Annotated in this window: 24 protein-coding genes; 14 read left to right on the forward strand and 10 right to left on the reverse strand. The window is 68.1% G+C overall.

Annotated elements, in window-relative coordinates:
- Positions 1–22 precede the first annotated feature (22 nt).
- From OUO20_RS06215 to OUO20_RS06225, 3 genes are all read left to right on the forward strand, one after another.
- Positions 23–2,158 carry a bifunctional polysaccharide deacetylase/glycosyltransferase family 2 protein gene (locus OUO20_RS06215; RefSeq protein WP_268003099.1) on the forward strand — a complete coding sequence of 712 codons (2,136 nt, stop codon included), beginning with the start codon at positions 23–25 and terminating at the stop codon, positions 2,156–2,158.
- A gap of 98 nt (positions 2,159–2,256) precedes the next feature.
- Entirely contained in the window at positions 2,257–3,150 is an 894-nt protein-coding gene (locus tag OUO20_RS06220; protein ID WP_268003100.1) for an SMP-30/gluconolactonase/LRE family protein, read from the forward strand.
- Between the two features lie 15 nt (positions 3,151–3,165).
- Complete coding sequence (locus OUO20_RS06225; RefSeq protein WP_268003101.1) at positions 3,166–4,197, forward strand: aldo/keto reductase; 1,032 nt, start codon at positions 3,166–3,168, stop codon at positions 4,195–4,197.
- Between the two features lie 32 nt (positions 4,198–4,229).
- On the opposite strand, the gene OUO20_RS06230 is transcribed toward OUO20_RS06225, so the two are convergent.
- From OUO20_RS06230 to OUO20_RS21655, 6 genes are all read right to left on the reverse strand, one after another.
- Complete coding sequence (locus tag OUO20_RS06230) at positions 4,230–4,472, reverse strand: hypothetical protein (protein WP_056390165.1); 243 nt, start codon at positions 4,470–4,472, stop codon at positions 4,230–4,232.
- 8 nt (positions 4,473–4,480) lie between these two features.
- Complete coding sequence (locus tag OUO20_RS06235; RefSeq protein ID WP_268003102.1) at positions 4,481–5,914, reverse strand: flotillin family protein; 1,434 nt, start codon at positions 5,912–5,914, stop codon at positions 4,481–4,483.
- 266 nt (positions 5,915–6,180) lie between these two features.
- The gene (locus tag OUO20_RS06240; protein WP_043425306.1) at positions 6,181–6,480 is read right to left on the reverse strand and encodes a hypothetical protein; all 300 of its coding nucleotides are present in this window, start codon (positions 6,478–6,480) and stop codon (positions 6,181–6,183) included.
- A 126-nt stretch (positions 6,481–6,606) separates the two neighbouring features.
- On the reverse strand, positions 6,607–7,452 hold the full coding sequence (locus OUO20_RS06245) for an SDR family oxidoreductase (protein WP_268003103.1): 846 nt from the start codon (positions 7,450–7,452) through the stop codon (positions 6,607–6,609).
- A 27-nt stretch (positions 7,453–7,479) separates the two neighbouring features.
- Entirely contained in the window at positions 7,480–9,573 is a 2,094-nt protein-coding gene (locus OUO20_RS06250; RefSeq protein WP_442781132.1) for an ABC transporter, read from the reverse strand.
- Positions 9,548–10,105 (reverse strand): hypothetical protein, encoded by a 558-nt coding sequence (locus OUO20_RS21655; protein ID WP_442781117.1) that lies wholly within the window; start codon positions 10,103–10,105, stop codon positions 9,548–9,550. Before OUO20_RS21655 ends, OUO20_RS06250 begins: the two co-directional genes overlap by 26 nt.
- 157 nt (positions 10,106–10,262) lie before the next feature.
- On the opposite strand from OUO20_RS21655, the gene OUO20_RS06255 reads away from it, so the two are divergent.
- Positions 10,263–11,087 carry a DUF1206 domain-containing protein gene (locus OUO20_RS06255; protein ID WP_018771000.1) on the forward strand — a complete coding sequence of 275 codons (825 nt, stop codon included), beginning with the start codon at positions 10,263–10,265 and terminating at the stop codon, positions 11,085–11,087.
- A 47-nt stretch (positions 11,088–11,134) separates the two neighbouring features.
- On the opposite strand, the gene OUO20_RS06260 is transcribed toward OUO20_RS06255, so the two are convergent.
- Positions 11,135–11,935 (reverse strand): MBL fold metallo-hydrolase, encoded by an 801-nt coding sequence (locus OUO20_RS06260; RefSeq protein ID WP_268003104.1) that lies wholly within the window; start codon positions 11,933–11,935, stop codon positions 11,135–11,137.
- Positions 11,936–12,161: 226 nt separating this feature from the next.
- On the opposite strand from OUO20_RS06260, the gene OUO20_RS06265 reads away from it, so the two are divergent.
- Positions 12,162–12,902, forward strand: a complete 741-nt coding sequence (locus tag OUO20_RS06265; RefSeq protein ID WP_018770998.1) for an SGNH/GDSL hydrolase family protein — start codon at positions 12,162–12,164, stop codon at positions 12,900–12,902.
- Positions 12,903–12,938: 36 nt separating this feature from the next.
- On the opposite strand, the gene OUO20_RS06270 is transcribed toward OUO20_RS06265, so the two are convergent.
- Positions 12,939–13,673: an SCO1664 family protein gene (locus tag OUO20_RS06270; protein WP_268003105.1), complete on the reverse strand. Its 735-nt coding sequence runs from the start codon at positions 13,671–13,673 to the stop codon at positions 12,939–12,941.
- A 25-nt stretch (positions 13,674–13,698) separates the two neighbouring features.
- Positions 13,699–14,331 (reverse strand): MSMEG_4193 family putative phosphomutase, encoded by a 633-nt coding sequence (locus tag OUO20_RS06275; RefSeq protein WP_142073092.1) that lies wholly within the window; start codon positions 14,329–14,331, stop codon positions 13,699–13,701.
- Positions 14,332–14,490: 159 nt separating this feature from the next.
- Here OUO20_RS06275 and OUO20_RS06280 point away from each other — a divergent pair, with 159 nt between their 5' ends.
- The 9 genes from OUO20_RS06280 to OUO20_RS06320 all read left to right on the forward strand — a co-directional run bounded on the left by OUO20_RS06280 (position 14,491) and on the right by OUO20_RS06320 (position 24,311).
- Positions 14,491–15,879 carry a sigma 54-interacting transcriptional regulator gene (locus OUO20_RS06280; RefSeq protein WP_018770995.1) on the forward strand — a complete coding sequence of 463 codons (1,389 nt, stop codon included), beginning with the start codon at positions 14,491–14,493 and terminating at the stop codon, positions 15,877–15,879.
- A gap of 14 nt (positions 15,880–15,893) precedes the next feature.
- Positions 15,894–17,894 carry a vWA domain-containing protein gene (locus OUO20_RS06285; protein ID WP_134165386.1) on the forward strand — a complete coding sequence of 667 codons (2,001 nt, stop codon included), beginning with the start codon at positions 15,894–15,896 and terminating at the stop codon, positions 17,892–17,894.
- Positions 17,895–17,968: 74 nt separating this feature from the next.
- Positions 17,969–18,586: a dihydrofolate reductase family protein gene (locus OUO20_RS06290; RefSeq protein ID WP_377204693.1), complete on the forward strand. Its 618-nt coding sequence runs from the start codon at positions 17,969–17,971 to the stop codon at positions 18,584–18,586.
- A gap of 61 nt (positions 18,587–18,647) precedes the next feature.
- Positions 18,648–19,586 carry a 5'-3' exonuclease gene (locus tag OUO20_RS06295; RefSeq protein ID WP_134165385.1) on the forward strand — a complete coding sequence of 313 codons (939 nt, stop codon included), beginning with the start codon at positions 18,648–18,650 and terminating at the stop codon, positions 19,584–19,586.
- A gap of 210 nt (positions 19,587–19,796) precedes the next feature.
- Positions 19,797–20,312 (forward strand): flavin reductase family protein, encoded by a 516-nt coding sequence (locus OUO20_RS06300; protein WP_134165384.1) that lies wholly within the window; start codon positions 19,797–19,799, stop codon positions 20,310–20,312.
- Between the two features lie 138 nt (positions 20,313–20,450).
- On the forward strand, positions 20,451–20,753 hold the full coding sequence (locus OUO20_RS06305; RefSeq protein WP_134165383.1) for a hypothetical protein: 303 nt from the start codon (positions 20,451–20,453) through the stop codon (positions 20,751–20,753).
- Positions 20,743–21,396 (forward strand): hypothetical protein, encoded by a 654-nt coding sequence (locus OUO20_RS06310; RefSeq protein WP_268003106.1) that lies wholly within the window; start codon positions 20,743–20,745, stop codon positions 21,394–21,396. The genes OUO20_RS06305 and OUO20_RS06310 overlap by 11 nt, the downstream gene beginning before the upstream one ends.
- Positions 21,393–24,014, forward strand: a complete 2,622-nt coding sequence (hrpB, locus tag OUO20_RS06315) for an ATP-dependent helicase HrpB (protein WP_268003107.1) — start codon at positions 21,393–21,395, stop codon at positions 24,012–24,014. Before OUO20_RS06310 ends, hrpB begins: the two co-directional genes overlap by 4 nt.
- Before the next feature lie 150 nt (positions 24,015–24,164).
- A complete protein-coding gene (locus tag OUO20_RS06320; RefSeq protein WP_186447710.1) occupies positions 24,165–24,311 on the forward strand; it encodes a hypothetical protein in 147 nt (48 codons plus the stop codon).
- Positions 24,312–24,316: 5 nt separating this feature from the next.
- Here the strand turns inward: OUO20_RS06320 and OUO20_RS06325 are convergent, their stop codons facing one another.
- Entirely contained in the window at positions 24,317–24,994 is a 678-nt protein-coding gene (locus OUO20_RS06325) for an alpha/beta hydrolase family protein (protein ID WP_056390198.1), read from the reverse strand.
- Between the last annotated feature and the right edge of the window lie 14 nt (positions 24,995–25,008).

Below are 25,008 nucleotides of genomic sequence, written 5' to 3' on the forward strand. Positions count from 1 at the left end.
CACCAGAAACGCAAAGAGCAATGTGCCCGCGAATGTCAGGGCCCATTGGTTCGTCCTCCTGGCCACCTTGATGGCGCTGGGGCTGGCTTTGGCGGTGCAGGGATACCTGCACCACCTGGGCGGTGCCGGCGTGGACCAGGTGCCCGTGAACCAGGCCGCCGGGAATGTCCCGGATGCCGTTTCCCACGGTGGCCCGGTGCTGGATTCCCGTGGCGGGACCGTAACGTCCGTCAGGCCGCCGGACCGGACGGTCGCCCTGACGTTCGACGACGGCCCTGACCCCCTGTGGACGCCCCGCATCCTCGACGTCCTCCGGGAACACCATGTCCATGCGACCTTCTTCGTCGTGGGCTCCGCAGCGGTGGACAACCCGGATCTTTTGCGCCGCATCGTGGCCGAAGGCCATGAAGTGGGGGTCCACACGCTGACGCACACGGACCTCGGCCCAGCTCCCGACTGGCGCCGGGAACTTGAGGTGCAGGGCGGACAGGACGCGATTGTGGGCGTCACCGGCCAGGCCGCGTCCCTGCTGCGGCCGCCCTACACCGCCGGCAATGGGGCCATTACGGACAGCATGTGGTCCGCGCTGCGGGGGCTGGCGGATGAGGGATACCTCACCGTGCTGAGCAGCATGGACAGCAAGGACTGGCAAACGCCGGGCGCCGGAGCGATCGAGGACAATCTCACGCCGTCCGGGCCGCAGGGGCAGGTGGTTCTCATGCATGACGGCGGCGGCGACAGGGAACAGTCCGTCGCCGCGCTGGACTCCGCCCTCTCCCGATTCTCGGAGCAGGGGTACCGCGTCACCACGGTCGGGGATGCGGTGGGCATTGACAGCATGCGCCCCGCATCCAGCGTGGAACAGGTTCGCGGCTCTGCGTTCGTGTGGGGCATCCGCCTCAGCGACTTCGTCGTCACGGCCATCTCGTGGGGACTCGTTGCCGCCGGCGCCGTGACTTTCGTGCGCGCCGTCCTGGTGATGTTCTTCGCTGCCCGCCACAGCCGCGCAGCGCGGCGCCTCCCCACGCCTGGTCGGGGCAGGCGCCGCGTCGACGTGATGGTGGGGCCGGCGGTCATCGAACCGGTGACGGTGATTGTCCCCGCCTACAACGAGTCCGCCGGAATTGAAGCCGCGGTCCGGTCCATCCTTGCCTCCACGCATCCGGTGGAAGTCATCGTGGTGGACGACGGCTCCACCGACGGGACCGCCGACATCGTGGAGGCTCTCGGCCTGCCCGGCGTGACCGTCATCCGCAAGGAGAACGGCGGCAAACCGTCCGCCCTGAACGCCGGAATCCAGGCCGCGGGCCACGACCTTGTTGTCATGGTGGACGGTGACACCGTTTTCGAACCGGATACAGTCCGCGCCCTCATCCAGCCCTTCGCGGACCCCCGCGTGGGGGCGATCTCCGGCAACACCAAGGTGGCCAACCGGGGAGGCATCCTGGGTGCGTGGCAGCACATCGAGTATGTTGTCGGGTTCAACCTCGACCGCAGGCTGTTCGACGTCGCCGAATGCATGCCCACCGTTCCCGGGGCAATTGGGGCCTTCCGGATCGAGGCCCTCCGCAACGTCGGCGGTGTCAGCGATGACACGCTCGCTGAGGACACCGACCTGACCATGGCACTGTGCCGGGACGGCTGGCGCGTGGTGTACCAGGAGGATGCCAGGGCCTGGACGGAGGCGCCCGCAACCCTCGGCGCCCTGTGGCGCCAGCGGTACCGCTGGTGCTACGGCACCCTCCAGGCTATGTGGAAGCACCGGGGGGCTGTGCTGCAAAAAGGCGCGGCCGGGAAGCTCGGCCGGCGCGGGCTCGGCTACCTGTTTGTCCTCCAGGTACTGCTTCCCCTCTTCGCGCCCGTCGTCGATGTCTTTGCCCTGTACGGCCTGATCTTCCTTGACCCCCTGCGGATCGGGGTGCTGTGGCTCGTGTTCCTGGCGGTTCAATTCCTTATGGCTGCTTACGCGTTCCGGCTCGACAGGGAACGGCTCGGCCCGCTTTGGACGCTTCCCCTGCAGCAGTTCGTCTACCGGCAGCTCATGTACCTGGTGGTCATCCAGGCCGTCGTCACAGCAGTGGCCGGAGTGCACCTTCGGTGGCACCGGATGGAAAGGTACGGCAGCCTGCGCGTCCCGCAGACCCAACGACAGGGCTAGGGTAAGTTCGGGCCTGTGGGATCCGTGGCCCCCGGGCCGGGACGCCGTCCCCTTGCCGGCAAGCCGGCGGCAGGTACCTGGAACGCAAAGGAGCTCCATTGGCTGACGAACTAACCACGGCCCGGCTCGAGTGCCTTTTCACGGGTTCGGTCTGGGCAGAGGGCCCCGTGTGGGTGCCGTCCTCGAAAACCGTGCGGTGGAGCGACATCCCGAACAACCGCATCCTCGAGTTCAATCCCGCCACCGGGGCCACCCGGGACTACGCGGTGGGCGTCGAGTTCACCAACGGCCGCACCCTCGACGCCGACGGCAGCGTGGTCCAGTGCAGCCACGGGCAGCGCCGGGTGGAGCGCGACCGCGAAGGCATAGTGACGGGCCTGGTGGATTCCTTCGAGGGTCACCGGCTGAACTCACCCAATGACGTGGTCATCGCCCGCGATGGAAGCATCTGGTTCACGGACCCGCCCTATGGAATTCTGCCGGGGACAAGGGAAGGCCACGAGGGTGAGCAGGAATATGGTGGCTGCAATGTCTTCCGCTTCGAGCCGGATTCCGGATCGATGACGGCCGAAATCACCGACCTGGTGCACCCCAACGGGCTTGCCTTCTCGCCCGACGAGTCCGTTCTTTACGTCGCGGATACGGCCGGTTCCCGCTATGGCGTTCCCCTGCGGATCGCAACGTACATCGTCCATGAGGGACGCTGCAGCGCCAGGACAGGGACGCTCGAGCTTGAGGACGGCCACCCGGCCGACGGCCTCAGGGTGGACGTCGAAGGCAGGATCTGGACCTCCGCCGGCCCATCCATAAGGGTCTACTCACCGTCCTTCGAACTCCTGGACACCCTCCCAGTGCCCGAGACGGTCTCGAACCTGTGCTTTGGCGGTTCCGACGGCCAGGACCTCTACATCACGGCAACCACAAGCCTGTACCGGATCCGCACCACCACCAGGGACGCGGCTGCCCGCCACTTTCCGCCCCATAACCACTGAATACGAGGAGAAGCCATGCAGCATCGAACCCTTGGCCACAGCGGCGCCGTGGTCACCAGTTACGCACTGGGAACCATGACCTTCGGCGCGGAGGCGACGGAGGAGACATCCCATGCCATCCTTGACAGCTATTTCGACGCGGGCGGCAACTTCATCGACACCGCGGACGTCTACAGTGCGGGAGTGTCCGAAGAAGTCATCGGCCGCTGGCTGGCCAAGCGCCCCGACGTGAGGGACAGGGCGGTGATCGCCACGAAGGGGCGCTTTCCCATGGGGACGGCACCAAACGACGTCGGAACCTCACGGCGGCGCCTGACCCGCGCCCTTGATGATTCCCTCCGCCGGTTGGGCGTGGAGCAGATCGACCTGTACCAGATGCATGCTTGGGACCCGATCACCCCGCTGGAGGAAACCCTCCGCTTCCTGGACGACGCTGTGAGCCGCGGCAAAATCGCCTACTACGGTTTCTCGAACTTCCTTGGCTGGCAACTGACCAAGGCTGTCCACGTTGCACGCAACCTGGGATGGAACCCGCCCGTCAGTCTGCAACCCCAGTACAGCCTGCTGGTCCGCGACATCGAATTCGAGATCGTTCCGGCAGCCCTCGACGCAGGAATCGGCCTGCTGCCGTGGTCGCCCCTGGGCGGAGGCTGGCTCTCGGGCAAGTACAAGCGCGACCAGCAGCCTACCGGTGCAACCCGCCTGGGGGAAAACCCCAAACGCGGCATGGAGGCGTGGCAGGCGCGCAACGACAACCCGCGCACGTGGGCTGTCATCGACACCGTCCAGGACATCGCCGACGCCCACGGCGTGAGCCCGTCCCAGGTGGCCCTGGCCTGGCTGGCGGACCGCCCGGCTGTTACCTCGGTGATTCTGGGGGCGCGGACCACGGAACAGCTCGCTGACAACCTCGCCGCCGCCGAACTGCAGCTCAGTGCCGATGAAGTGGACCGGCTTACCCAGGCCAGCCAGCCAGAGGCCGGCGTTTATCCCTACGGACCCATGGCTGAGGAACAGCGCAGCCGGAAAATGGAGGGCGGGCGGTAGCTACACCGCGAACGAGGGCACGGTGAAAGGACCTACTCCGCGTGCTTCAGCACGTCCGGCAGCTCGTCCACATACACCGTTTGCGGCGGCTCGTAGTAGATCACCAGCACCTCGCTGCCCACCGGGAAGTCGCTGGTTTTGTCGAACGGGTGGGCGTGGAACGCCATGATGCCGCCGAGGTAGGGCAGCATGACTTCCCCGATGGTGCCCGGGCCGATGCGCCCGGTCACCCGGCCGATCTTCCCCGTCAGGCTCCGGTCAACGTCCTTGCGCATGGGCGGGCCTATGCACCGGGAGCCTTCAGCGGACGCTTGGTGTCTTCGCCCTTCCGGAGCGCTGATGCGAGGGCAGGCAGGTAGTCGCCCGCCTGTGCCAGGATGCCGCCCAGCATCTTGTTGACGCCTTCGCCGCCGTTGAGGACGGTCATGTTGCCCACGTGGGAGAAAGGCTCGGCTGCAGCGGCGATGATGGCGGGCATGTTTTCGGCAAGCTGCTGGGAGATGACCGCGTCCTGGTTGGTGCCCAGCGCTTCGGCCCGGGCCTTGATGCCGTCCGCTTCGGCCAGTGCCTTGGCCTTGATGGCGGACGCCGCGGCGTCGCCTTTGGCCCTGGTGGCGGCGGCTTCAGCCTCGCCGGTGACCTTGGTTGCTCCTGCTGCGGCGGCGGCTGCGGTGGCATTCGCCTGGGCCTGGAGTTCCGTACGCCGCGCGTTCGCCTGCGCCTCGAGCTCGGTGCGGCGTGCCAGCGCCTCCGCAGCGCTGATATCCGCCGCCTTCTGGCCTTCAGCATCGGTGCGTTTGGCGTAGGCCTTCGCATCAGCGGGTTTGCGGATACTCGTCTGCAGCTTCTGCTCCTCACGGTCCGCCTCAAGCTTGGCGACTTCGGTTTCCTGGACCACCACCTGCTGCCGGGCCGTGGCCTCGGCGAGCGGGCCGGCCTGGGCTGCGTTGGCCCTGGCGCGTTCCGCGTTGGCCTGCGCCACGGACTGCCGGATCGCCGAAACGCTCTGCGCGTCCGCGATCAGGGCCGCAGCTTCCGCTTCCTTCTCTGCCGCCTCCCGGTTGCGGGTGGCCTCGGCAATCCGGGCCTCCATCTTCACCTGGGCAATATGCGGCTTGGCGATGTTCTGGATGTAGCCGGTAGGGTCCTGCAGGTCCTTGATCTGCAGGGAATCCACCACCAGGCCCAGCTTCTCCATCTCCACTCCGCTGGCGCTGCGGACCTGGGACCCAAGCTTGTCCCGTTCGCGGATAATCTCCTCCACGGTCATGCTGCCGATAATGGAGCGGAGGTGGCCCTCAAAGACGTTGTAGACCTGGCTTTCCATTTTGGGTTGCTGGCCCAGGAAGCGGCGGGCCGCATTTGCAATGAATGGCGGTGCGTCACCTATTTTGTAAATGACGACGCCCTCCACAATGACCTGGATACCCTGTGACGTCACGCAGGAAACCTTGAGCTCGGTTTCGTTCAGTGTCAGCGACAGGGTCCGCACCGTCTGGAGGCCGGGAAGGACCAGGGCGCCTTTGCCGGTCACAATCTTGAAGTCCATTCCGGCCCGGGTCTCAAGGGTTCCCCGGGTCAGTCCGGAGATGATCAGGGCCTCGTTGGGTTCAGCCACCTTCCACATGAGCTTCGTCGCCACCCAAATGAAGGCAATGGCAACAAGTACGCCCAAAACAGTGGAAATTAACGGGAAGAACGGTGCAAAGTCCGGCATGGCCAGGTCCTTTCAATGCCGCGAAAATCGCTTCACGGTAAAACCCCAATGAATGCAGCCGGCCATTTGTCCGACCCTTCGGAATCTGCGCCTGGCCAGCTGTTGTAGCCAGTCTCGTTGGGCCCCGGTCAAGAGTCCAGAGCCGGGCCGATATTTGCCTGCAGCAACGATGAAGGGCGTACGACGGCGGCGCCTGGCAGATGCCGGAAGGGTGCGGCCAGGCGTCCGGCAGGAGAGTGCCGGTCCGTGGGTGCCGCTGCGACCGGTCAGCGGCGGTTCGGGGACTCCGAACCCGTGGCCAGGAGGGTTCCGACTTCCGCGGACCGGTGGGCCTCGAAGACGAGGTCGGCATTGGCCCGTGTGCTGGAAAGGTACGGTATTGGCAGGCTGGCTCCGCACCCCCGGCAGCGGATTTCGTCGGTCCAGACCCAGTTGTAGGCTGCGTGACGTTCCAGGACGCTTTGCATGGCGGTGGCAACGGCTGTGGTGATGGCATTCGCTGCCGCGGTGACCAGCGCTGCATCCCCGGTGCTGTGGATGGACCCAACCTCAGTGTCGATGCTCATGGTGCCTCTTCCCGCGATCCCGATGGTGCTGTCGAGCATAGTGTGTTCCGCGTCACAAGCCTGTATTGGCAAGGTCTCGGTTCCCTAACGGCGCGCGGGCGCGGAACGGGGAGGGGAGCGGCCCTGTCACGGCTCCCGGTCTGTGTCCACCACGGTGACCTCCAGGGGCATCCTGTTTGTCCGCCGCAGGCGGCCGGCCAGGATGTTGTGCAGCCCGTGGGTCACCAGCCGCCTCCTGGTCAGGAACCGGTATTCCGCTTTGTCGGACGTCACAAGGTCCAGGATTGGCTGTGCGGCCTGGTCGGCGCTCTGCCCCCACAGGCCAACCACCACCTGCAGTGCCCCGAGACGATGTTCGTACCCGGCCTGCGACGTGACCTTTCCCAGGAGGGCCGTCTCCACAAGGCCGGGATTCATGCCGTGCACCCGGACCCCCGTACCTTTGGTTTCCAGCCTCAGCGTCTCCGTGAACTGGCGGACCCACCGTTTGCTCGACGCGTAGGCGTTCTGCATCGCCACGGGTCCGCGGTCACCCTGGCCGTAGAGGTTCACCAGGTCACCATGGCCTTGCTCCAGGAACACCGGCAGGGCCGCCCTGGCGCCGTGGAACGTGCCCAGGATGTTGGTCCGCACCACCCGTGTGAAGTCATCCACGGGCGTCGATGCCGTCGGTCCGTAGACCCCCGACGTGCCGGCGTTGTTGACCCAGATGTCCAGCGTCCCACGGCTGAGGGCCATGTCCCGGAGTGCGTCAACGTCCGCCGGGTCGCCGGTGTCGCAGCGCCTTCCGTCCGCCGCGATGCCTTCCAGGCGCAGACGCCCGACGGCGGCAGCAACGCCGTCGTCCGATCTGGATGCCAGCACCACCACCGCGCCATGCAGGCCCAGCACCCGGGCCATGGCAAGCCCCAGCCCGCGGCTGGAGCCGGTCACCACCGCCACCCTGCCTTGGAGCACAGTGTGAGGGGGCATGGCCGGCCGGGAACGCATTCCTCCGTCCTACGCCTCTGCGCGGTCCGGGGCAAGGGCGTTGCCCGCTACCGTTCCGTCCCCGGCCTTCCGGTCCCGGAGCGCGGCTGCCAGGTAGGGCGCTGTGCGGCTGTTGGCTGAACGTGCGACGGCGGCGGGGTGGCCGGCGGCGACGAGCTTCCCGCCGGCGTCGCCTCCGGACGGTCCCAGGTCCATTACCCAGTCCGCGGCCGCAACCACATCCATGGCGTGTTCCACCACGATCACGGTGTTGCCGGCGTCCACCAGGCGGTTGAGCTGCGCCATCAGGAGTTCGACATCGGCCGGATGCAGTCCCGTGGTGGGCTCGTCCAGCAGGTACAGCGTGTGGCCGCGGCGGGCGCGCTGCAGCTCGGTGGCCAGCTTGATGCGCTGCGCCTCACCACCGGACAGCTCGGTGGCGGGCTGGCCCAGGCGAAGGTAGCCCAGGCCCACTTCCTGGAGTGTCTGCAGGGACCGCGCGGCGGCGGGAACCCCCACCAGGAAACCGGCGGCGGCATTGACCGTCATTCCCAGCACGTCCGCAATGGTCCTGCCCTGGTAGGTGACCTCCAGGGTTTCGGGGTTGTAGCGCGAGCCGTTGCATTCGGGGCACGGACCGTAGCTGCCGGGGAGGAAGAGCAGCTCCACCGCGACGAAGCCCTCGCCCTGGCATGTTTCACACCGTCCGCCGGCCACGTTGAAGGAAAAACGTCCGGGCCCGAAACCCAGGCTCCTGGCAGCGCCGGTGGCAGCGAACTCCTTGCGGACGGCATCGAAGAGGCCTGTATATGTTGCCAGGTTGGAGCGGGGCGTGCGGCCGATCGGCTTCTGGTCCACCTTTACCGTGCGGTCGATCCGATCCAGCCCGGACACCCGCCCCACACTGCCCACACCCTCTTCGTCACGGTCCGCGCCGGGCTCGTCACCTGGTTCAAGGTTGTCGTCGCCGGCTTGCCCGGACGTGCCGGCGACGTCCGCCAGGACCTTGCTGACCAGGGTGGACTTTCCCGAGCCGGATACGCCGGTGACGGCTGTCAGGACACCAAGCGGAAAGGCCACGTCCAGGTTCCGCAGGTTGTGCCGGTTGATGCCGCGCAGGTCCAGCCACCCGGAGGGTTTCCGCGGCGCACCCCTGGCGGCGCCGCCGTCGTCCATTGACCCTGCTGAACCGTTTGGGAACAGGAACGGCCGGGTCACCGACCCTGCCACGGCGTCGAGGCCATCAACGGGCCCGCTGTAGAGCACCTGCCCGCCGTCTTCGCCCGCCCGGGGACCAACATCCACCAGCCAGTCGGCGCGCCGGACCACATCCATGTTGTGTTCCACCACGAACACGGAGTTTCCGGACGATTTCAACCGGTCCAGGACAGCCAGGAGGGGTTCGGCGTCGGCGGGGTGCAGGCCGGCCGACGGTTCGTCCAGCACATAGATCACCCCGAACAGCCCGGACCGGAGCTGGGTGGCAATCCGGAGCCGCTGCATCTCGCCCGGCGAGAGCGTTGGCGTGGCCCGGCCCAGCGCCAGGTAGCCCAGGCCAAGATCCAACAGCACGCCGATGCGCTGCAGCAGGTCCCGGGTGATGGCCACGGCCACTTCGTTGGATTCGGATGACTGCTTCCGCGATGCCGTCCCCGCCGTGGCCAGCAGGGTGGTGGGGCGGATGATCTCCGCCAGTTCGGTCATGGGCACGGCATTGAGCCCGGCGATGGTGTGCCCGGCGAAGGTCACCGCAAGGGCCTCGGGCCGAAGCCCCGTTCCGCCGCACCGCGGGCACGGTCCGGTTTCCATGAAGCGCAGCACCTTCTCCCGCATGGCGGGGCTCTTGGAATCGAGCAGTGTGTGCATCACGTAGCTCCGGGCGCTCCAGAACCGGCCCTTGTACGGCTTGGCCACGCGGTCCCGCTGCGGCGTCACTTCCACCACGGGCTGTTCCTCGGTGAACAGGATCCAGTCGCGGTCCTTTTTCGGCAGTTCCCGCCAGGGGTGTCGACGTCGTAGCCCAGGTGGGCCAGGATGTCCCGCAGGTTCTTGCCCTGCCAGGCGCCGGGCCAGGCGGCGATCGCGCCGTCGCGGATGCTCAGTGACGGATCCGGAACCAGTGATGCTTCAGTGACGGTGTGGGCGGTGCCAAGGCCATGGCATTCCGGGCAGGCGCCTGCCGCGGTGTTGGGGGAGAAAGCGTCCGAGTCCAACGGGGAGCTCCGGCGGGATAGCTGCCGGCGCGGGAGAACAGCATGCGCAGCGAATTGGAGAGCGTGGTGACGGTCCCTGCCGTGGACCGGGAAGTGGCTGTGCCCCGGCGCTGCTGGAGGGCGACGGCGGGCGGCAGCCCGGTGATCTGCTCCACCTTGGGGTTGTGGCCCTGCTGGATGAGCCGGCGGGCATATGGCGCGACGGACTCGAAGAACCGGCGCTGTGCCTCGGCGTAGATCGTGCCAAAGGCCAGGGACGACTTGCCGGAGCCCGATACTCCAGTGAACGCCACAATGGCATCCCGCGGCACATCCACGCTGACGTTGCGCAGGTTGTTCTCCCGGGCGCCCCGCACCCGGACGAAGCCGTCTTCGGCCTGGTCGGCCGTAAAACCCGGGAGGTCCAGCGAGGTCAGTTGCTCAGCGTTCTGTTTGGCATGCACCGCTTCGACTGTAGTGGCCAACCGTGCCTGGCCGGAACTTGAGGGGACCTGTCAGGACAGCGCGGACGGATTTACACTAAAGCATTCCGTGACGCAGGCAGGCGGGGGACGCCGAGCGGGGACAGAAGACCAACTACATATTGAGGAAGGGCCGGCCATGGGCAACGCGTCGCAGGGAGCGAACAAGGCAGTATCCGAGGCCGCGTCGGCGAGCCGCAGCCCCGCGGTCCGTATTCTGGCCCGTGCCGGATTTGTCTTCATCGGTTTGGTCCACATCCTGATCGGAGCCATCGCCTTGCAGGTGGACCGGGGCCAGGGTGGTGAAGCCGACCAGTCCGGGGCGATCGGATCCCTGGCTTCCAAGCCCGGCGGCGGCATCCTGCTGTGGGTCGGGGCGGTGGCCTGCGCTGCGCTTGCCCTGTGGATGCTCAGTGAGGCGTTTATTGGGGCGCGCTCCGAGACAGACTCCAAGAAGAAGCTGAAGGCTGCCGCCAGCGCCGGGGGAAAGGCCGTGGTCTTCGGTTTCCTTGCCTTCACCTTCGCCGTCTTCGCCTCCGGGGGCAGCAAGAACTCCAGCCAGTCCGCCAGTGACTTCACGGCAAAGCTCATGGGAGCGCCCGCAGGCGTGGTTCTTGTGATAGCGGTGGGGCTGGCAATCATCGGCGCCGGCGTCTATTACGCCTACCGCGGCATCACCCGGAAGTTCATGAAGGACCTGCAGGACCCGGGCAACGCCCGGACCGCCGTCAAGTGGCTCGGAACAGTCGGTTACGCAGCCAAAGGCGTGGTGCTCGCCGTCGTTGGCGTGCTGATCATCGTGGCGGCCGCAACTGCCGACCCTTCCAAGTCCTCCGGCCTGGACGGCGGGCTGAAGACCCTGGGCTCGCAGCCTTATGGGGTGTTCCTGCTGGGCGCCATCGCCGCAGGGCTCATCTGTTACGGGGTGTACTCCATGGCCCGGGCACGGTACGGAAAGTTCTAGCTTGTGCCCCTGGGCCCCTTCCGGGACCGGGATGCCCGGATGCGGCCTTACTTACGGCGCCCGCCCGGACTTGCCGAGCCGGCCTGGCTGACCAGGCCGGCTACCGCTTCGTCCAGCTGGATGCGCAGGGCCGGCCCGTGGCCGGGCAGGACAACCGGGGCATCAACGCCGGCCAGGGTCCGCACGGAGGCCAGCGCCGCGGCCCGGTCTGAGTGATACATCGCGTGCAGCATCTGCGGACCGGACGTCCGGCTGAGCGGGTGGCCGCTGACAAACGAATCTCCAACGGCGATGGCACCCGCAGCCGGAAGAAGGATTGCTGCATTGCCGGGCGTATGCCCGGGCACGGAGATGGCAACAGGGCTGCCCGGCAGGGCTTTGAGTGTGGCGTCGTCCCAGGCCTCCGCCTGCGTCGCGGGCCTGGCCGCCAGCGCGCCGGCCCTGATGGCGTGCACCATCCAGCGGAACACACGCGGCCGCCACGCTCGCCTGAGGACCTGGCCCAGGGTGACTTGGTGCTTCTCCTTCCCCTGCACATGCGCCAACTCCGCGGGAGCGCACAGGACAGGGGTCCCGAAGGACTCGGAAAAGAATGCCGCGGAGCCGGTATGGTCCACGTGGCCGTGCGTGACCAGCAGGGCAAGGGCGTCCGCAGGTTCCAGGCCCAGATGGCGCAGCGACGCGATGACATGGCGGCGGTCATCGGGATATCCGCTGTCAATGAGGATGAATCCCGTGCCGTCCCGCACCACTATCCAGTTGGACGCCGGCCCTTCAGCGAAATACACGCCGGGTGCCTGCTCGGAAAGGCTGGTTGCGGGGTCCCACCCCGCGGTTTGCTGCTGCACGGGTAAAAGAGTAGCCGCAGGCAGCCGCATATGGCGGATGCGGCCCAAGCCCAGGGATACCTAATGCCCCTAAAGTTCCTGTGCAGTCGCTGTGCATCCTTTGATCCTGGTCACCTTGGCCCTACAGTATTCCCACCATTGCCTACGATGGGATACGGACAGGGGACGGATTGGCGGCGCGCAGCCGCCTCCGGCCCGCGACGATTTGCTGGCAGGAGGTGGACCGATGCACCACGGCGTGCTGCTTCAGGGACATCCTGTGTACCGGCATCCCGGCCGCGTGATAGCGGCGGGAGCAGTTGGCCTGGTCCTGGCCATAACCTCAGGGAGTACGGCCCCCACCCAGCCCCCGGCCGCCGCCGCGCCGGTCCGCGTAGTGGTAGTGGGGGACTCGCTGAGCACCGGTCACGGCACTTCGCCGCAGCAGGCGTGGCCGGCATTGATGCGCAAGGACCCGCTGGGCGCCGGCCTGGAGGTTGTCAACGCCGCCGAGAATGGCAGCGGCTACCTCAGCACAGGTGATCTTGACGGAACTTTCGGCACCGAGGTCGAAGACTTCGTGACACCGGACACCGGCATCGTGGTCTTTTTCGGTTCAGAGAATGACCTTGGCTTTGCGCCCGCAGACGTTGGCGGCGCCGCCCTGGCCGCGATGGACCGTGCGGAAGCCCTTGCCCCGGAAGCGAAGATCATCGTGGTGGGGCCGCCGTCGTACTCTGCAACCCCGGACCCCGCCCTCGTGGACATCAGCGACCAGCTAAGGGCCGCTGCCCGGCAGGCAGGCGGGGAGTTCGTGGACCCCATCGCCGAGGGCTGGATCAGCGACGATTTTGACGACCTCATCGGCCCGGACGGCGACCACCCCACGGTGCTGGGACAGCATTACCTGCTGGAGCACATCGGCGCCTACCTGGAGCAGGCGGCCCCGGCCGCGGCCGCAGCGCAAGGCCGTCCGGAGGCCCAGTGAGCGCCGGCCGGACCGGGATTTCCCGGCGCAGCTGACTCAGATCAAGGGCCACGGGTAGCGCATGCCCGTGTGGTCAACGGGAAGTACCTTGTCCTGAAGCAGGCGCTGGACGCGCCGCCGGAGGGCTGCCACTTCGGCGTGGTCGAGGAGCCCGGCCACATCGGCAGGCACCGTGGTGGCCAGGGGACTGATGTCCTCAAGCAAGTCGTCCGGAATGGGGTCGCCGGCGAAGTCCCAGATCACGGTGCGCAGCTTGAACGCGGCAGAGAAACACAGGCCGTGGTCGATTCCCCAGATGTGGCCGTCAGTGCTGCGCAGTACGTGCCCACTCTTCCGGTCCGTATTGTTTGCCACGTAGTCGAACAGGGCGATCCGGGCCAACGCGGCGTGGGTCCCGGGCGAGTCGGCGTAGAGGGTGAAGTAGTGCTCCTCGAGGTCCCCTTCGACGAACCACTGCAGGGAGCCCACCCCAAGCGGCGCGTCCGATCGGACAACTGTTGGCGGAACGATGCCCCACCCCAGTGCTTCGCTGAGCAGATAGGCTGCGCGTTCCCGGCGGTACAGGCCGGCGTCGAAATCCGCGAGCGGCCGTTCCCCGGCTTCGGGCTTGTAGACCGCCCAGGCGGACTCATCCGCGCAGGAAACCTCCACCAGGAAGGTGGCGTTGCTGCCGCTCATGATGCGGCCCAGCAGTTCCACGCGGCCCTCGTTAAGGAGGGTCAGTTCCCGGCCGGACACCACATGCCCCGTGCGGCCGCGTCCCGCGGCCATCCATCCGATGACACTCCGCGCGGCATCACGGCGACCTCAGCCCGCTCAGGGGTTCCGACGTCGAATTCACCGTGAGCACGGCCGGCGCCCGGCCGTCCACGTAGGAAATCGCGGAGACCGACGCCGGGCTGATCATGATCCGCTGGAAAAGGTCCAGATGGGTGCCCAGGGCGTGGGCCACGGCCGCCTTGATGGGGTCCGCGTGGGAGAAGCACACCACCACGCCGCCCCGGTGGGCTGCGCGAAGGTTCTCCAGGGTGCCGACCATCCGGGCCTGCATCCCGGAAAAGCCCTCTCCGTTGGGGAACCGGAAGGCCGACGGATTGTGCTGGACGGTCTGCCACTCCGGCAGGCCCGCAAGGCCGGCGAGCGCGGCGCCGGTCCAGTCACCGAAGTCGCACTCCAGAAGTCCGGGTTCTTCCGTCACCGCCATGCTTGTCCGTGCCGCCGCAGGTTCCGCGGTTTCCTTTGCACGCTCCAGGGGAGAGGAGTAGATGGCCTGGACGGGCAGGCCGGAAAGGCGTTCGGCAACAGCGTCCGCCTGGGCACGGCCGCGCTCGGAAAGGTGCAGTCCCGGGGCCCTGCCGGGCAGGACAGTACCCGTGGTGGGTGTTTCGCCGTGCCGCACCAGGAGGATCAACGTACTCTCAGCAGTCATCAGCAACCAGCCTAACGCCCCGCTGCCTGCCTGCGCCCCGCCGGCACGGGCCGGGACGCCGGCTGGCTCCCTTGGCCGGCCACGCCGCATCGTCACGCTGCTTCGAGGAATCTGGAGGAAACTCTCGATTAGCCGCAGGGCGGGGACTACCGTAGAGGGGTGACTGATCGCCCCGATATCTTTACCGTTGGTGAACTGCGTGCGGCAGGCCATGTCCACAAGGACCTGCGCCACGAGATCCGCGACAATCTCCTCGCATCCCTGGCTGCGGGGCGCGACCCCTGGCCGGGTTTGTACGGCTTCGGCCGGACCGTGATTCCGCAGCTGGAGCGGGCCCTGATTGCGGGGCATGACATTGTCCTGCTGGGTGAACGGGGGCAAGGCAAAACCCGCCTGCTCCGTACCCTGGCCGGGTTGCTGGACGAGTGGTCGCCGGTGATCGAGGATTCGGAGCTGAACGAACACCCCTTTGAACCGATTACCGAACAGTCCCGCGCCCGGGCCCTGACCGAAGGGGACCGGCTCCGGATCGCCTGGCGTCACCGGTCCGAGCGCTACGTGGAAAAGCTCGCGACGCCGGATACCTCGGTGGCCGACCTGGTTGGCGACGTGGACCCGATGCGCGTCGCCGAAGGCCGCCGCCTGGGAGACCCCGAGACCATCCACTACGGGCTCATTCCCCGCTCGAACCGCGGCATCATCGCCATCAACGAACTGCCGGACCTGGCCGAGCGCATCCAGGTGGCGATGCTCAACGTCATGGAGGAACGCGACATCCAGATCCGCGGCTACGTCCTGCGGCTGCCGCTGGACGTGCTGGTGGTCGCGTCCGCCAACCCGGAGGATTACACCAACCGGGGCCGGATCATCACCCCTTTGAAGGACCGCTTCGGCGCCGAGATCCGGACCCATTACCCAATTGAACTGGAGGACGAGGTCTCGGTCATCCGGCAGGAGGGCCGGCTGGTGGCGGACGTTCCTCCCTTCATCCTGGAGATCCTGGCCCGCTATACCCGGGCGCTGCGGCAGTCTCCGGCCATCAACCAAACATCCGGCGTCTCCGCCCGGTTCGCCATCGCGGGGGCAGAGACGGTGGCCGCGGCCGCGCTGCGGAGGTCAAGCCTGCGGGGCGAGGACCAGGCCGTGGCCCGGATCATTGACCTGGAGCCCGCCGTGGAAGTCCTGACCGGGAAGCTTGAGTTCGAATCGGGCGAGGAAGGACGCGAACAGGGCGTCCTGGACCACCTCCTGCGCACCGCCACCGCCGAAGCTGTCAGGGCGCACTTCCAGGGCCTGGACATGGGTCCGCTCGTGGCTGCCCTGGACGGCCACCGGACCGTCACCACCGGGGAGCAGGTCACGGCGAAGGAGTTCCTCGGCAACCTCCCGGCCCTGAACGGATCAGGCCTGTATGACGAAATCGGCCGGCGCCTGGGTGCGACGAATGACGGGCAGCGGGCAGCCGCCGTCGAACTGGCGCTCGAAGGCCTGTACCTCGGACGGCGGATCTCCAAGGAATCCGACGACGAGGAAACCATTTACGGCTAGGCACGGGAGGCACCATGGCCATCCACAAGCGGTCCGCAAGGTACGGCCGGTACACCGGCGGTCCGGACCCGCTGGCCCCGCCGGTTGACCTGGCGGAGGCGCTCGAAGCCGTCGCCCAGGACGTGATGGAAGGCTACTCGCCCCGCCATGCCCTGCAGGAGTTCCTGCGGCGCGGCGGCCGGAACCGCGACGGACTGGACGATCTCGCCCGGCGCGTCCAGCAGCGGCGCCGTGATCTGCTCAGCCGCCACCGGCTGGACGGCACCCTGGATGAAGTGAAGAAACTCCTGGACACCGCCACCCTGGAGGAGCGCAAGCAGCTGGCACGGGACGCCATGATGGACAACACCGAACGCGCCTTCCGCGAGATGCAGCTGCAGAACCTGCCGCCCTCCACAGCGGCGGCCGTCAACGAGCTTGCGTCCTACGACTGGCAGTCAAGCGCGGCCAGGGAAGCGTACGACCGGATCAAGGACCTGCTGGGCCGGGAGGTCCTGGAACAGCGGTTCGCCGGCATGAAGCAGGCGCTGGAAAGCGCCACCGATGAGGACCGCGAGGCAGTCAACGAAATGCTCCGGGACCTCAATGAGCTGCTGGGCAAACACCGGCGGGGCGAGGACACGGAAGCCGATTTCCAGGAGTTCATGGCCAGGCACGGCCAGTTCTTTCCGGACAATCCGCAATCGGTCGAGGAACTGGTGGATGCCCTGGCGCAGCGGGCCGCCGCAGCCCAGCGGCTCCTGCAGTCCATGTCCCCGGAACAGCGTGAGGAGCTGATGCGGTTGTCGGCGCAGGCCTTCGGCTCTCCTGAGCTGATGGCCCAGCTCAGCGAGCTCGACGCCACCCTGCAGGCGCTGCGTCCCGGGGAGGACTGGACGGGATCGGAACGCTTCGAAGGACAGGAAGGCCTGGGGCTGGGTGACGGGACAGGTGTCCTGCAGGACATCGCCGAGCTTGACGAACTGTCTGAGCAACTGTCCCAGTCCTACAACGGCTCCCGGCTTGATGACCTTGACCTTGATGCCCTTGCCCGCCAGCTGGGCGAGAACGCAGCCGTGAGTGCGCGCACGCTTGCCGAGATTGAGCGCGCCATGCAGGACGGCGGCTACCTGCGGCGCGGTGCCGACGGCGACCTGCGGCTGTCACCGCAGGCAATGCGCAGGCTGGGGAAATCACTGCTGCGGGACACCGCCAGGCAGCTCTCCGGGCGCCAGGGGAACCGTGACACCAGGGTGGCCGGGGCCGCCGGGGAACAAACGGGTTCCAGCCGCCAATGGGAGTTCGGGGACGCCGAGCCCTGGGACGTTACCCGCACCATGACCAACGCCATCCGGCGCACCATGGCCGACGGCGGCGTTCCGGCCCGCGGACTGCGGCTCGCCGTCGGCGACATCGAAGTGAGCGAGACCGAGGCCCGTACCCAGGCCGCCGTTGTCCTGCTGGTGGACGTTTCTTTCTCCATGGCTGCCGAGGGGCGGTGGGTTCCCATGAAGCGGACCGCGCTGGCACTGCACCACCTGGTCTCCACCCGGTTCCGCGGCGACAGGCTGCAGCTGATCACGTTCGGCCGCTACGCGCAGTCCATGGACATCGGGGAACTCACGGCCCTGCCGGCCCTCCGCGAACAGGGCACCAACCTGCACCACGGCCTGCTGCTGGCGGGGCGCTTTTTCCGCCGGCACCCCTCCATGCAGCCCGTGCTGCTGGTGGTCACCGACGGCGAACCGACGGCGCACCTGCTGCCGGACGGGGACTCCTGGTTCAACTGGCCGCCGGACGCCGGGACCATCCGCGCCACCGTTGCCGAACTGGACCGGCTTGGCCGTTCGGGCGTCCAGACCACGTTCTTCCGCCTGGGCAACGACCCCGGCCTGGAGCGCTTCATCCGGCGGATGGCGCAGCGCGTTGACGGCAGGGTCGTGGCGCCGGAGGTGGGGGACCTGGGTGCCGCGGTGGTGGGGGAGTACCTCCGGGCGCACGTCCGCAGCGCCTACGCCGACGGCGACTGGTTCTGACCGGTTCTGCGGTCCGGGCTGGTCCGTGAGTCCGGGTCACTGGTCCCTTGCCGGGCTTCGCGGGCGGGAATACCATGGCCGCCATGAGCCAGTTGATGGTGGACATGATCATCACTTTGGACGGCTTCGCCTCGGGCGAGGGATGGCCTGGCTGGTGGGGCCTGGAAGGTCCTGAATATCTGGCCTGGCTGCAGCAGGAGGCCGGAGGGGACCGCACCTACCTGATGGGGGCCAACACCTACCGCCTCATGTCGGGGATGTCGGAAGATGCTGCCGCCGGGGGCACGGGATATTCGCAGGACGAAAGCACCTCCCTGACGGGTCTTGCCGCCGTTCCCAAGGTCGTGTTCTCCTCCAGCCTGGCCGCACCCCTCCGCTGGCCGAACTCCGAACTGGTGGCCGGGGACGCGGTCGAGGCCGTCCGGCAGATGAAGCGGACCCACGACGAACTCTTAAGCACCCTCGGCAGCCTCAGCCTCTGCCGTTCCCTGGTGGCAGCGGGTCTAGTGGACCGGTTCCGGCTGGTCGTCTTCCCCCTGATCACCGGGCGTACCGGACGTGAACGCATCTATGACGGCTATCCGGACGTCGCCCTGGAGATGGTGGACAGCAGGATTTTCGACGGACGCCTGCAGCTGCTCGAGTACATCCCCCGCGTCATCGACCGCCCGCCGCTCACCGGCGAACCGTAACACCCTCGGTAACAGCCAGCGGCTGCTGCCCAGGCGGCCGATTCCGTGTCAGGATCAAGGTATGCCCCGGCGACTCATGCTGCTCGATACTGCCTCCCTGTACTTCCGCGCCTTTTACGGCCTGCCGGACAGCATCCGCCGCCCGGACGGAACGCCGGTCAACGCGGTCCGCGGGTTGCTGGACATGATCGCCAGGCTCAGCACCGACTATCACGCCACCCACCTGGTGGCCTGCTGGGACGACGACTGGCGGCCGCAGTGGCGGGTGGACCTGATCCCCACCTACAAAGCCCACCGGGTGGCCGAGGCAGTTTCCGGCGGCGCCGACATCGAGGTGGTTCCGGAGGGCCTCCAGGCGCAGCTGCCGATGATCCGCCGCGTGCTGGAGCTGGCCGGCATCGCCATTGTGGGCGCGGCACACCACGAGGCCGACGACGTCGTTGGCACCTATGCGAGCCATGCCGGCTTCCCGGTGGACGTGGTCACGGGTGACCGCGACCTGTTCCAGGTGTGCGACGACGAACGGGGTGTCCGGGTGATTTACACCGCCCGCGGCATGAAGAACCTCGAAGTCATCACGGAAGAAACCGTGGTGGCCAAATACAAGGTGCTGCCCCAGCAGTATGCCGACTACGCCACACTCCGCGGAGACGCCTCCGACGGCCTGCCCGGAGTGGCGGGCATCGGCGAGAAGACGGCAGCGTCGCTGCTGCTGAAGTACGGAACCCTGGAAGGGTTGCTGGCGGCTGCTGACGAGCCGGGCACGGGCGTGTCGGCACCTGTCCGGGCCAAGCTCTCCGCTGCCTCCGCGTACCTGGAAGCAGCCCCGGCCGTCGTACGCCTGGTGCGGAACCTGGAGCTTCCCACCCTGGACCAGGCGGGCGCCCGCCTGCAGCCCGTCACGGGCGACCGGCGCGCGGAACTGGAGCAGCTGGGCGTCGAGTGGAACCTGGGCGGCTCGGTCCGCCGGCTGCTGGCCGCGCTGGACCTGCGGCCTTAACCGGGGCTGTCCCGACCGGCCAGTGCTGGTTACGTCCTTCTGTTGCGTCAAACAAGGACACGTCAGCGTCCCTGAAGCCACGCGCCGATGACGCCGGAAGTACGGGCATGACAATTCGTTTCGCCGCGGGTCGGTGCGTTTCAGGCGGCTTGAATGAGCCGATTTGCTGATGGTTTGGTGAGGTAACGATCCAGATGAGAGGCCATTTCCATGACAGTCACTTCAGATCTTGCTCCGCGCCGGCTCCGGGACATTTTCGGCACGTTTGCCAGCGGCCTGACCATCATTACGGGTTCCAGCCCCGATGGGCCCACCGGGTTCACCTGCCAGTCCTTCGCATCCCTTTCGTTGGAGCCGGCGCTGGTCACCTTCAGCCCGGCGCGGACATCGACCACCTGGCCTGCACTGAGAAGGGCCGGGTCCTTCACCATCAACATCCTTCCGGCCGAACACCAGCACCTCGCGGGCCAGTTCGCGCGCTCGGGGACGGACAAGTTCGCCGGCGTCAGCCACGCATCCTCGCCCCTGGGGAACCCGGTGCTGGATGACGCGCTCGCCTGGCTGGACTGCGAACTCCATGCAGAATACGACGGCGGCGACCACACCATTGCGGTGGCTGCCGTGCGGCACCTCAGTGCCCGGAACGACGCCGAACCCCTGCTGTTCTTCAAGGGCCGGTATGCAGGACTCGCCCCCGCGGAGCGCCTGCTCGAAGCGGCCGGCTGACTGGCGCGCCCAATCCACCGGGCATTGCCGATGCCCCCGGGACCCCGCCTCCCTGCCCTTGCTTTAGCTCCATCCAGTAGTAAGCTTGCTGAGCATTACTAGTAAGCTTGCTGATTAAATGGGATGGGAGCAGGAGCTATGGGCGCAATTTTCGGTACGGCCCTGTCACTGGTGCTGACCGTTGGCGGTGCGGCGGTGGCGGCAGAACGCGGCCCGGGAGCCGCACAGCACTATCTGGCCGGGCACGTGCTCCTCGGAGTGGGGATCGGCCTGTTGTTCGCCACCGGACTGCGCATCGGCATCCGGCATCTCCTGGCCCGGCCAGGATCCCAGCGGCGGAGCGCTCCCGTGGCAACCCCGGCAGCGGAGCTCGCCTCCGTGACTGTACTCCCCGTCCGGACCGCCTCCGCAGTCCCGCTGCGGGGCAGGCATGCCGCTTGAGGCGCAGGCACCGGCGGACCCGGTGCTGACTCCTGAGCAACGGGCCCCGCATCCCGCACCCCGGCGTCGCCGCGGAGTCCGTGCCCTGATGCTCCTGTGCTGCGCCGTCGTTGCGGCGGCGCTGGTTGCCGGCGCCTCCGGCATCCGTTCCGGGGATGCAGACGAAAACGTCCTGCGCGGTTTCCAGATCCGGGTGCTGAGTATCAGCCAGGCCGCCGCCGAGAACAGGATGGATGGGGCGCTGGCTGCCCTGCAGGCCCTCGAGAAGGACCTGGGCGATGCGGCAGCAAATGGCCGGCTTTCGGCATCGCGGTACCGGAGCATCGAGAATGCACTGTCGGTGGTCCGGACAGATCTCGCCACGCAGGTGGCAGCAGCGTCCGCGGCAGCATCCCCTGACACAGCGCCGGGCGCCGTTTCGCCAGACCCCGCCCTTGCCGGCACCGGGCAGAACCAAGCCGCTCCCGTGGAACCCGCCGTTCCGGCCGCCGCTCCGGCGCCGGTCCCGGCAGACTCCGCTCCGCAGGCCCCGGGCCGGAGCATCAGAACACCGCGAAGGAAGCCAAAGGCAAGGGCAAAGGCCAGGGCAAGCCCTGACCGCAGCGGCAAACAGCTCCCCGGCCAAGGGAGAATGGATGGATGAATCCTCCTGAGGGCCGCCCCGCCGCCGACGCCTTCGACCTCCGCGCGATCGGTGCCGGACTCGCCTTCGAAGGATCCCTTTCCGCTTTGCGGGAGGCACTGGGAAGTGATGGTATCCCGGGTGCCGCCGTTGTGCAGGCACCGCCGGGAACGGGAAAAACCACCCTCGTACCGCCCCTGCTGGCGAACCTCCACGGCCGGCGGGGCCGCGTTGTCGTCACCCAGCCGCGGCGGGTTGCCGCCCGTGCCGCCGCCCGGCGCCTTTCTGCGCTCGACCGCAGCCGGATGGCCGGCCGCGTGGGCTACACCGTCCGCGGGGAACGCCAGGCGGGCCCGGACACCCTGATTGAGTTCGTCACCCCGGGCATCCTGTTGCGACGCCTGCTGGCAGATCCCGGGCTGGAGGGCACTGCCGCCGTCGTCCTGGATGAAGTGCACGAGCGGGGACTGGAAACAGACCTCCTGGTCGGCATGCTCGCTGAGGTCCGTGCGCTGCGCGGCGACCTCGCCGTCGTCGCCATGTCCGCAACCCTGGACGCGCCCCGGTTCGCAGCCCTGCTGGGGGATGCCGAGGGCGCCGGGCCCGCACCCGTCGTCGACTGCCCCTCCGTCAACCATCCACTGGACGTGCAGTGGCTCCCGGCGCCCGCCGCCCGGCTGGACGCGAGGGGAGTGGCGCGCACCTTCCTGGATTATGTGGCCACGGCAGCCGCGGACGCCCATGAACGTGCCGTTGCGGCCGACGGGTCCGTGGACGCGCTCGTGTTCCTGCCAGGGGCCAGGGAGGTCTCGCACGTTGCAGCGGTCCTGCGCAGCCGGCTGGGCAGCAGTGTTGACGTGCTGGAACTTCACGGCCAGGTGGGGACAGCCGAGCAGGACAGGGCAGTGGCGGGGCGTGGTCCCGGGGACCTTCCGCGGATCATCGTCTCGACCGATCTTGCCGAGTCCTCCCTGACAGTGCCCGGCGTCCGGCTGGTCATAGACTCCGGACTGGCCCGGGAACCGCGGCGGGACGCAGGCCGCGGCATGAGCGGGCTGGTTACCGTGTCCTGTTCCAGGGCGTCAGCCGACCAGCGGGCCGGGCGTGCCGCACGGCAAGGCCCGGGGACAGTGGTCCGCTGCTACTCGCAGCATGCATATGGTGCCGCTCCCGCCCACGTGACGCCGGAAATCAAGGTGGCGGACCTGACGGGCGCCGCCCTGACCCTTGCCTGCTGGGGCGCGCCCCGGGGGAAGGGGATTGCCTTGCCGGACGCACCGCCCGGCCAGGCAATGGATGACGCCGTTGAGGTGCTCCGGGAGTTGGGCGCAGTGTCCGGTGACGGCCACGTGACTGCAACGGGCCGCGCCCTTGCCGGCATCCCCGCCGATCCACGGCTTGCCCGGGCAGTGCTCGACGGCGGCACCTCCACCGGACACCGGTTCGCCGCCGGGGTGGTAGCCGCGCTCTCCGGGGACCACCGCGCACCCGGAGCGGACCTGACCCGCCTGCTGGCCCAGCTCAAAGCCGACACAGGCCCGGCCGGAAGGCGCTGGGCGGACGAGTCCAGGCGGCTGGGCGCCCTGGCGGGTCGGCAACAGGACGGCGCCACGGCCCCTCCCGCCATCCTTGCCGCTGGAAACGAAGCTGCGGGCGCCGTCGTCGCGCTCGCCTTTCCCGACCGCGTGGCCCGCCGCGTGCCCGGCAGCGACGGCGCCGGACAGTACCTGCTGACGTCCGGGACCAGGGCAGGGCTGCCGGCAGGCAGCACGTTGTCAGGCCACGAGTGGCTGGCCGTGGCCGACGTGTCCCGCGCCGAGGGAAGGGACGCGGCCGGTACGGGCGCCGTGATCCGCGCCGCAGCCCCCATCACCCTTGGCATTGCCGAAGCGGCGGCGTCCCACCTGCTGTCCGACAGTGTGGACGCGGAATTCAGCGGCGGCCGGCTGAGCGCGCGCAGGACCAGGCGGCTGGGAGCGGTCGTACTCTCCGTAACCCCCGTGCGCCCCACCGCCGAACAGGGCAGGAGGGCCGTGCAAGCCGCGCTGCGGTCAAGCGGCCTTGGCGCCCTGTCGTGGTCGACGGCGGCGGCCTCCTTGCGGCGCCGCCTCGCCTTCCTGCACCGCGAGGTGGGGGCGCCGTGGCCTGATGTGTCGGACGGGGCGTTGCTTGGGCGGCTGGAAGGGTGGCTGGGGCCCGAGCTGGAAGACCTGGCGGCCGGGAAACCGGTCACCTCAATCGACCTGGCCCACCCCCTGCGCCGGCTGCTGCCCTGGCCCGAAGCGGCCCGGCTGGACGAGCTTGCGCCGGAAAACCTGGAGGTCCCCAGCGGCTCCCGCGTCAGGATCGACTACCCGGAACCAGGTGGGGACTCCGCCGCGCCCGTGGTGGCGGTGAAACTGCAGGAGTGTTTCGGGCTGGTTGAATCCCCGCGCCTGGCGGGCGGCCGTGTCCCGGTCCTGTTCCACCTGCTGTCCCCGGCCCGCAGGCCGCTGGCGGTCACCGGCGACCTCACATCGTTCTGGTCCGGCCCGTACACCCAGGTGCGCGCCGAAATGCGGGGCCGCTACCCCAGGCATCCCTGGCCGGAGGACCCCTGGTCGGCTCCCGCCACGGCACGGACCAACAAGCGGAACTGAAACCACGTCCGATTCTTTCCGGCCGGAGAAGGCTGCGTGAGAACTCCGATACACAGCCGAAACGTCGCGTCGACGTGCTGAAACATGCCTTCCCTACGCTCTTAAGTACGCGGACAACGTGGTCCGCATTCCCCTACGGAAGGACACACCATGTTTCTCTTGAACAGCCTCAACCTCCTGCTGGACGGCCGACGCAGTGAGGCCAGCGGGTCCCGCAACACCGACACCGGCACGTTCCCGGAAGGCCGGCTCACCTCCGCCGCCTGGGAAGGCTGGTGGCACGAGGACGCTGCCTAGCAGCGTCAGCCGTGCCCGGCGATGAACTCCGCCACCGGAAGCGCCAGCGACGCACCCACCTCATCGGCGGGGCGCTTGTTTCCCGCCACGGCAAAGGAGTGGTCACCGCCCTCCACCCACTGCAGGACCGCGTTGGATCCGATCCGGGCCACGACGCCCGCCAGGATGTCGGGCGTGGCAAACGTGTCGCGCGTTCCCTGCAGGAACAGCATCGGCGCCGTGATCCCGTACAGGTGCTCATCCCGGAGTTTCTCCGGCTTGCCGGGGGCATGCAGCGGGTAGCCGAGGTACACCAGGCCTGTGGCCTCCATGCCGTCGGCAACGGCCATGGACGCCATCCTGCCGCCGAACGACTTGCCCGCCGCCCAGACGGGGCCGCTGCCGCCGTTGGCCTCCGCCTGGGCGCGGGCTGTGTCCATGGCGGCCCGCCAGGCGGCGATGGCAGCCGGAGGGCGGTCTGGGAACTTCCGCCCTGCCTCCAGGTACGGGAAATTGAAGCGCAGGGTGGCCAGGCCCAGCCCGTTCAGGGCGTCGCTGAAGCCGCGGAGGAACGGATGGTCCTTGCCGGCACCGGCACCATGCGCCACCACCACAGTGGCGGTGGGCTTCCCGGGACGGGCGTAGACGGCGGAAAACGAGGCGTCACCGACGGCGACCATGAGCTGCTGATCGGATGAGGGCATGGCTCCATCATGCC

Origin of the sequence: Arthrobacter sp. FX8 (genome assembly GCF_026723805.1) — a bacterium.
Lineage (GTDB): Bacteria > Actinomycetota > Actinomycetes > Actinomycetales > Micrococcaceae > Arthrobacter.

What these genes read in the sequence shown, in the direction of transcription:
- OUO20_RS06225 (WP_268003101.1), top strand. Translation starts at nt 3,166, where the DNA reads ATGCAGCATCGAACCCTTGGCCACAGCGGCGCCGTGGTCACCAGTTAC.
- OUO20_RS06230 (WP_056390165.1), bottom strand. Translation starts at nt 4,472, where the DNA reads ATGCGCAAGGACGTTGACCGGAGCCTGACGGGGAAGATCGGCCGGGTG.
- OUO20_RS06235 (WP_268003102.1), bottom strand. Translation starts at nt 5,914, where the DNA reads ATGCCGGACTTTGCACCGTTCTTCCCGTTAATTTCCACTGTTTTGGGC.
- OUO20_RS06240 (WP_043425306.1), bottom strand. Translation starts at nt 6,480, where the DNA reads ATGAGCATCGACACTGAGGTTGGGTCCATCCACAGCACCGGGGATGCA.
- OUO20_RS06245 (WP_268003103.1), bottom strand. Translation starts at nt 7,452, where the DNA reads ATGCCCCCTCACACTGTGCTCCAAGGCAGGGTGGCGGTGGTGACCGGC.
- OUO20_RS06255 (WP_018771000.1), top strand. Translation starts at nt 10,263, where the DNA reads ATGGGCAACGCGTCGCAGGGAGCGAACAAGGCAGTATCCGAGGCCGCG.
- OUO20_RS06265 (WP_018770998.1), top strand. Translation starts at nt 12,162, where the DNA reads ATGCACCACGGCGTGCTGCTTCAGGGACATCCTGTGTACCGGCATCCC.
- OUO20_RS06270 (WP_268003105.1), bottom strand. Translation starts at nt 13,673, where the DNA reads ATGGCCGCGGGACGCGGCCGCACGGGGCATGTGGTGTCCGGCCGGGAA.
- OUO20_RS06275 (WP_142073092.1), bottom strand. Translation starts at nt 14,331, where the DNA reads ATGACTGCTGAGAGTACGTTGATCCTCCTGGTGCGGCACGGCGAAACA.
- OUO20_RS06285 (WP_134165386.1), top strand. Translation starts at nt 15,894, where the DNA reads ATGGCCATCCACAAGCGGTCCGCAAGGTACGGCCGGTACACCGGCGGT.
- OUO20_RS06290 (WP_377204693.1), top strand. Translation starts at nt 17,969, where the DNA reads ATGGCCGCCATGAGCCAGTTGATGGTGGACATGATCATCACTTTGGAC.
- OUO20_RS06295 (WP_134165385.1), top strand. Translation starts at nt 18,648, where the DNA reads ATGCCCCGGCGACTCATGCTGCTCGATACTGCCTCCCTGTACTTCCGC.
- OUO20_RS06300 (WP_134165384.1), top strand. Translation starts at nt 19,797, where the DNA reads ATGACAGTCACTTCAGATCTTGCTCCGCGCCGGCTCCGGGACATTTTC.
- OUO20_RS06305 (WP_134165383.1), top strand. Translation starts at nt 20,451, where the DNA reads ATGGGCGCAATTTTCGGTACGGCCCTGTCACTGGTGCTGACCGTTGGC.
- OUO20_RS06310 (WP_268003106.1), top strand. Translation starts at nt 20,743, where the DNA reads ATGCCGCTTGAGGCGCAGGCACCGGCGGACCCGGTGCTGACTCCTGAG.
- hrpB (WP_268003107.1), top strand. Translation starts at nt 21,393, where the DNA reads ATGAATCCTCCTGAGGGCCGCCCCGCCGCCGACGCCTTCGACCTCCGC.
- OUO20_RS06320 (WP_186447710.1), top strand. Translation starts at nt 24,165, where the DNA reads ATGTTTCTCTTGAACAGCCTCAACCTCCTGCTGGACGGCCGACGCAGT.
- OUO20_RS06325 (WP_056390198.1), bottom strand. Translation starts at nt 24,994, where the DNA reads ATGCCCTCATCCGATCAGCAGCTCATGGTCGCCGTCGGTGACGCCTCG.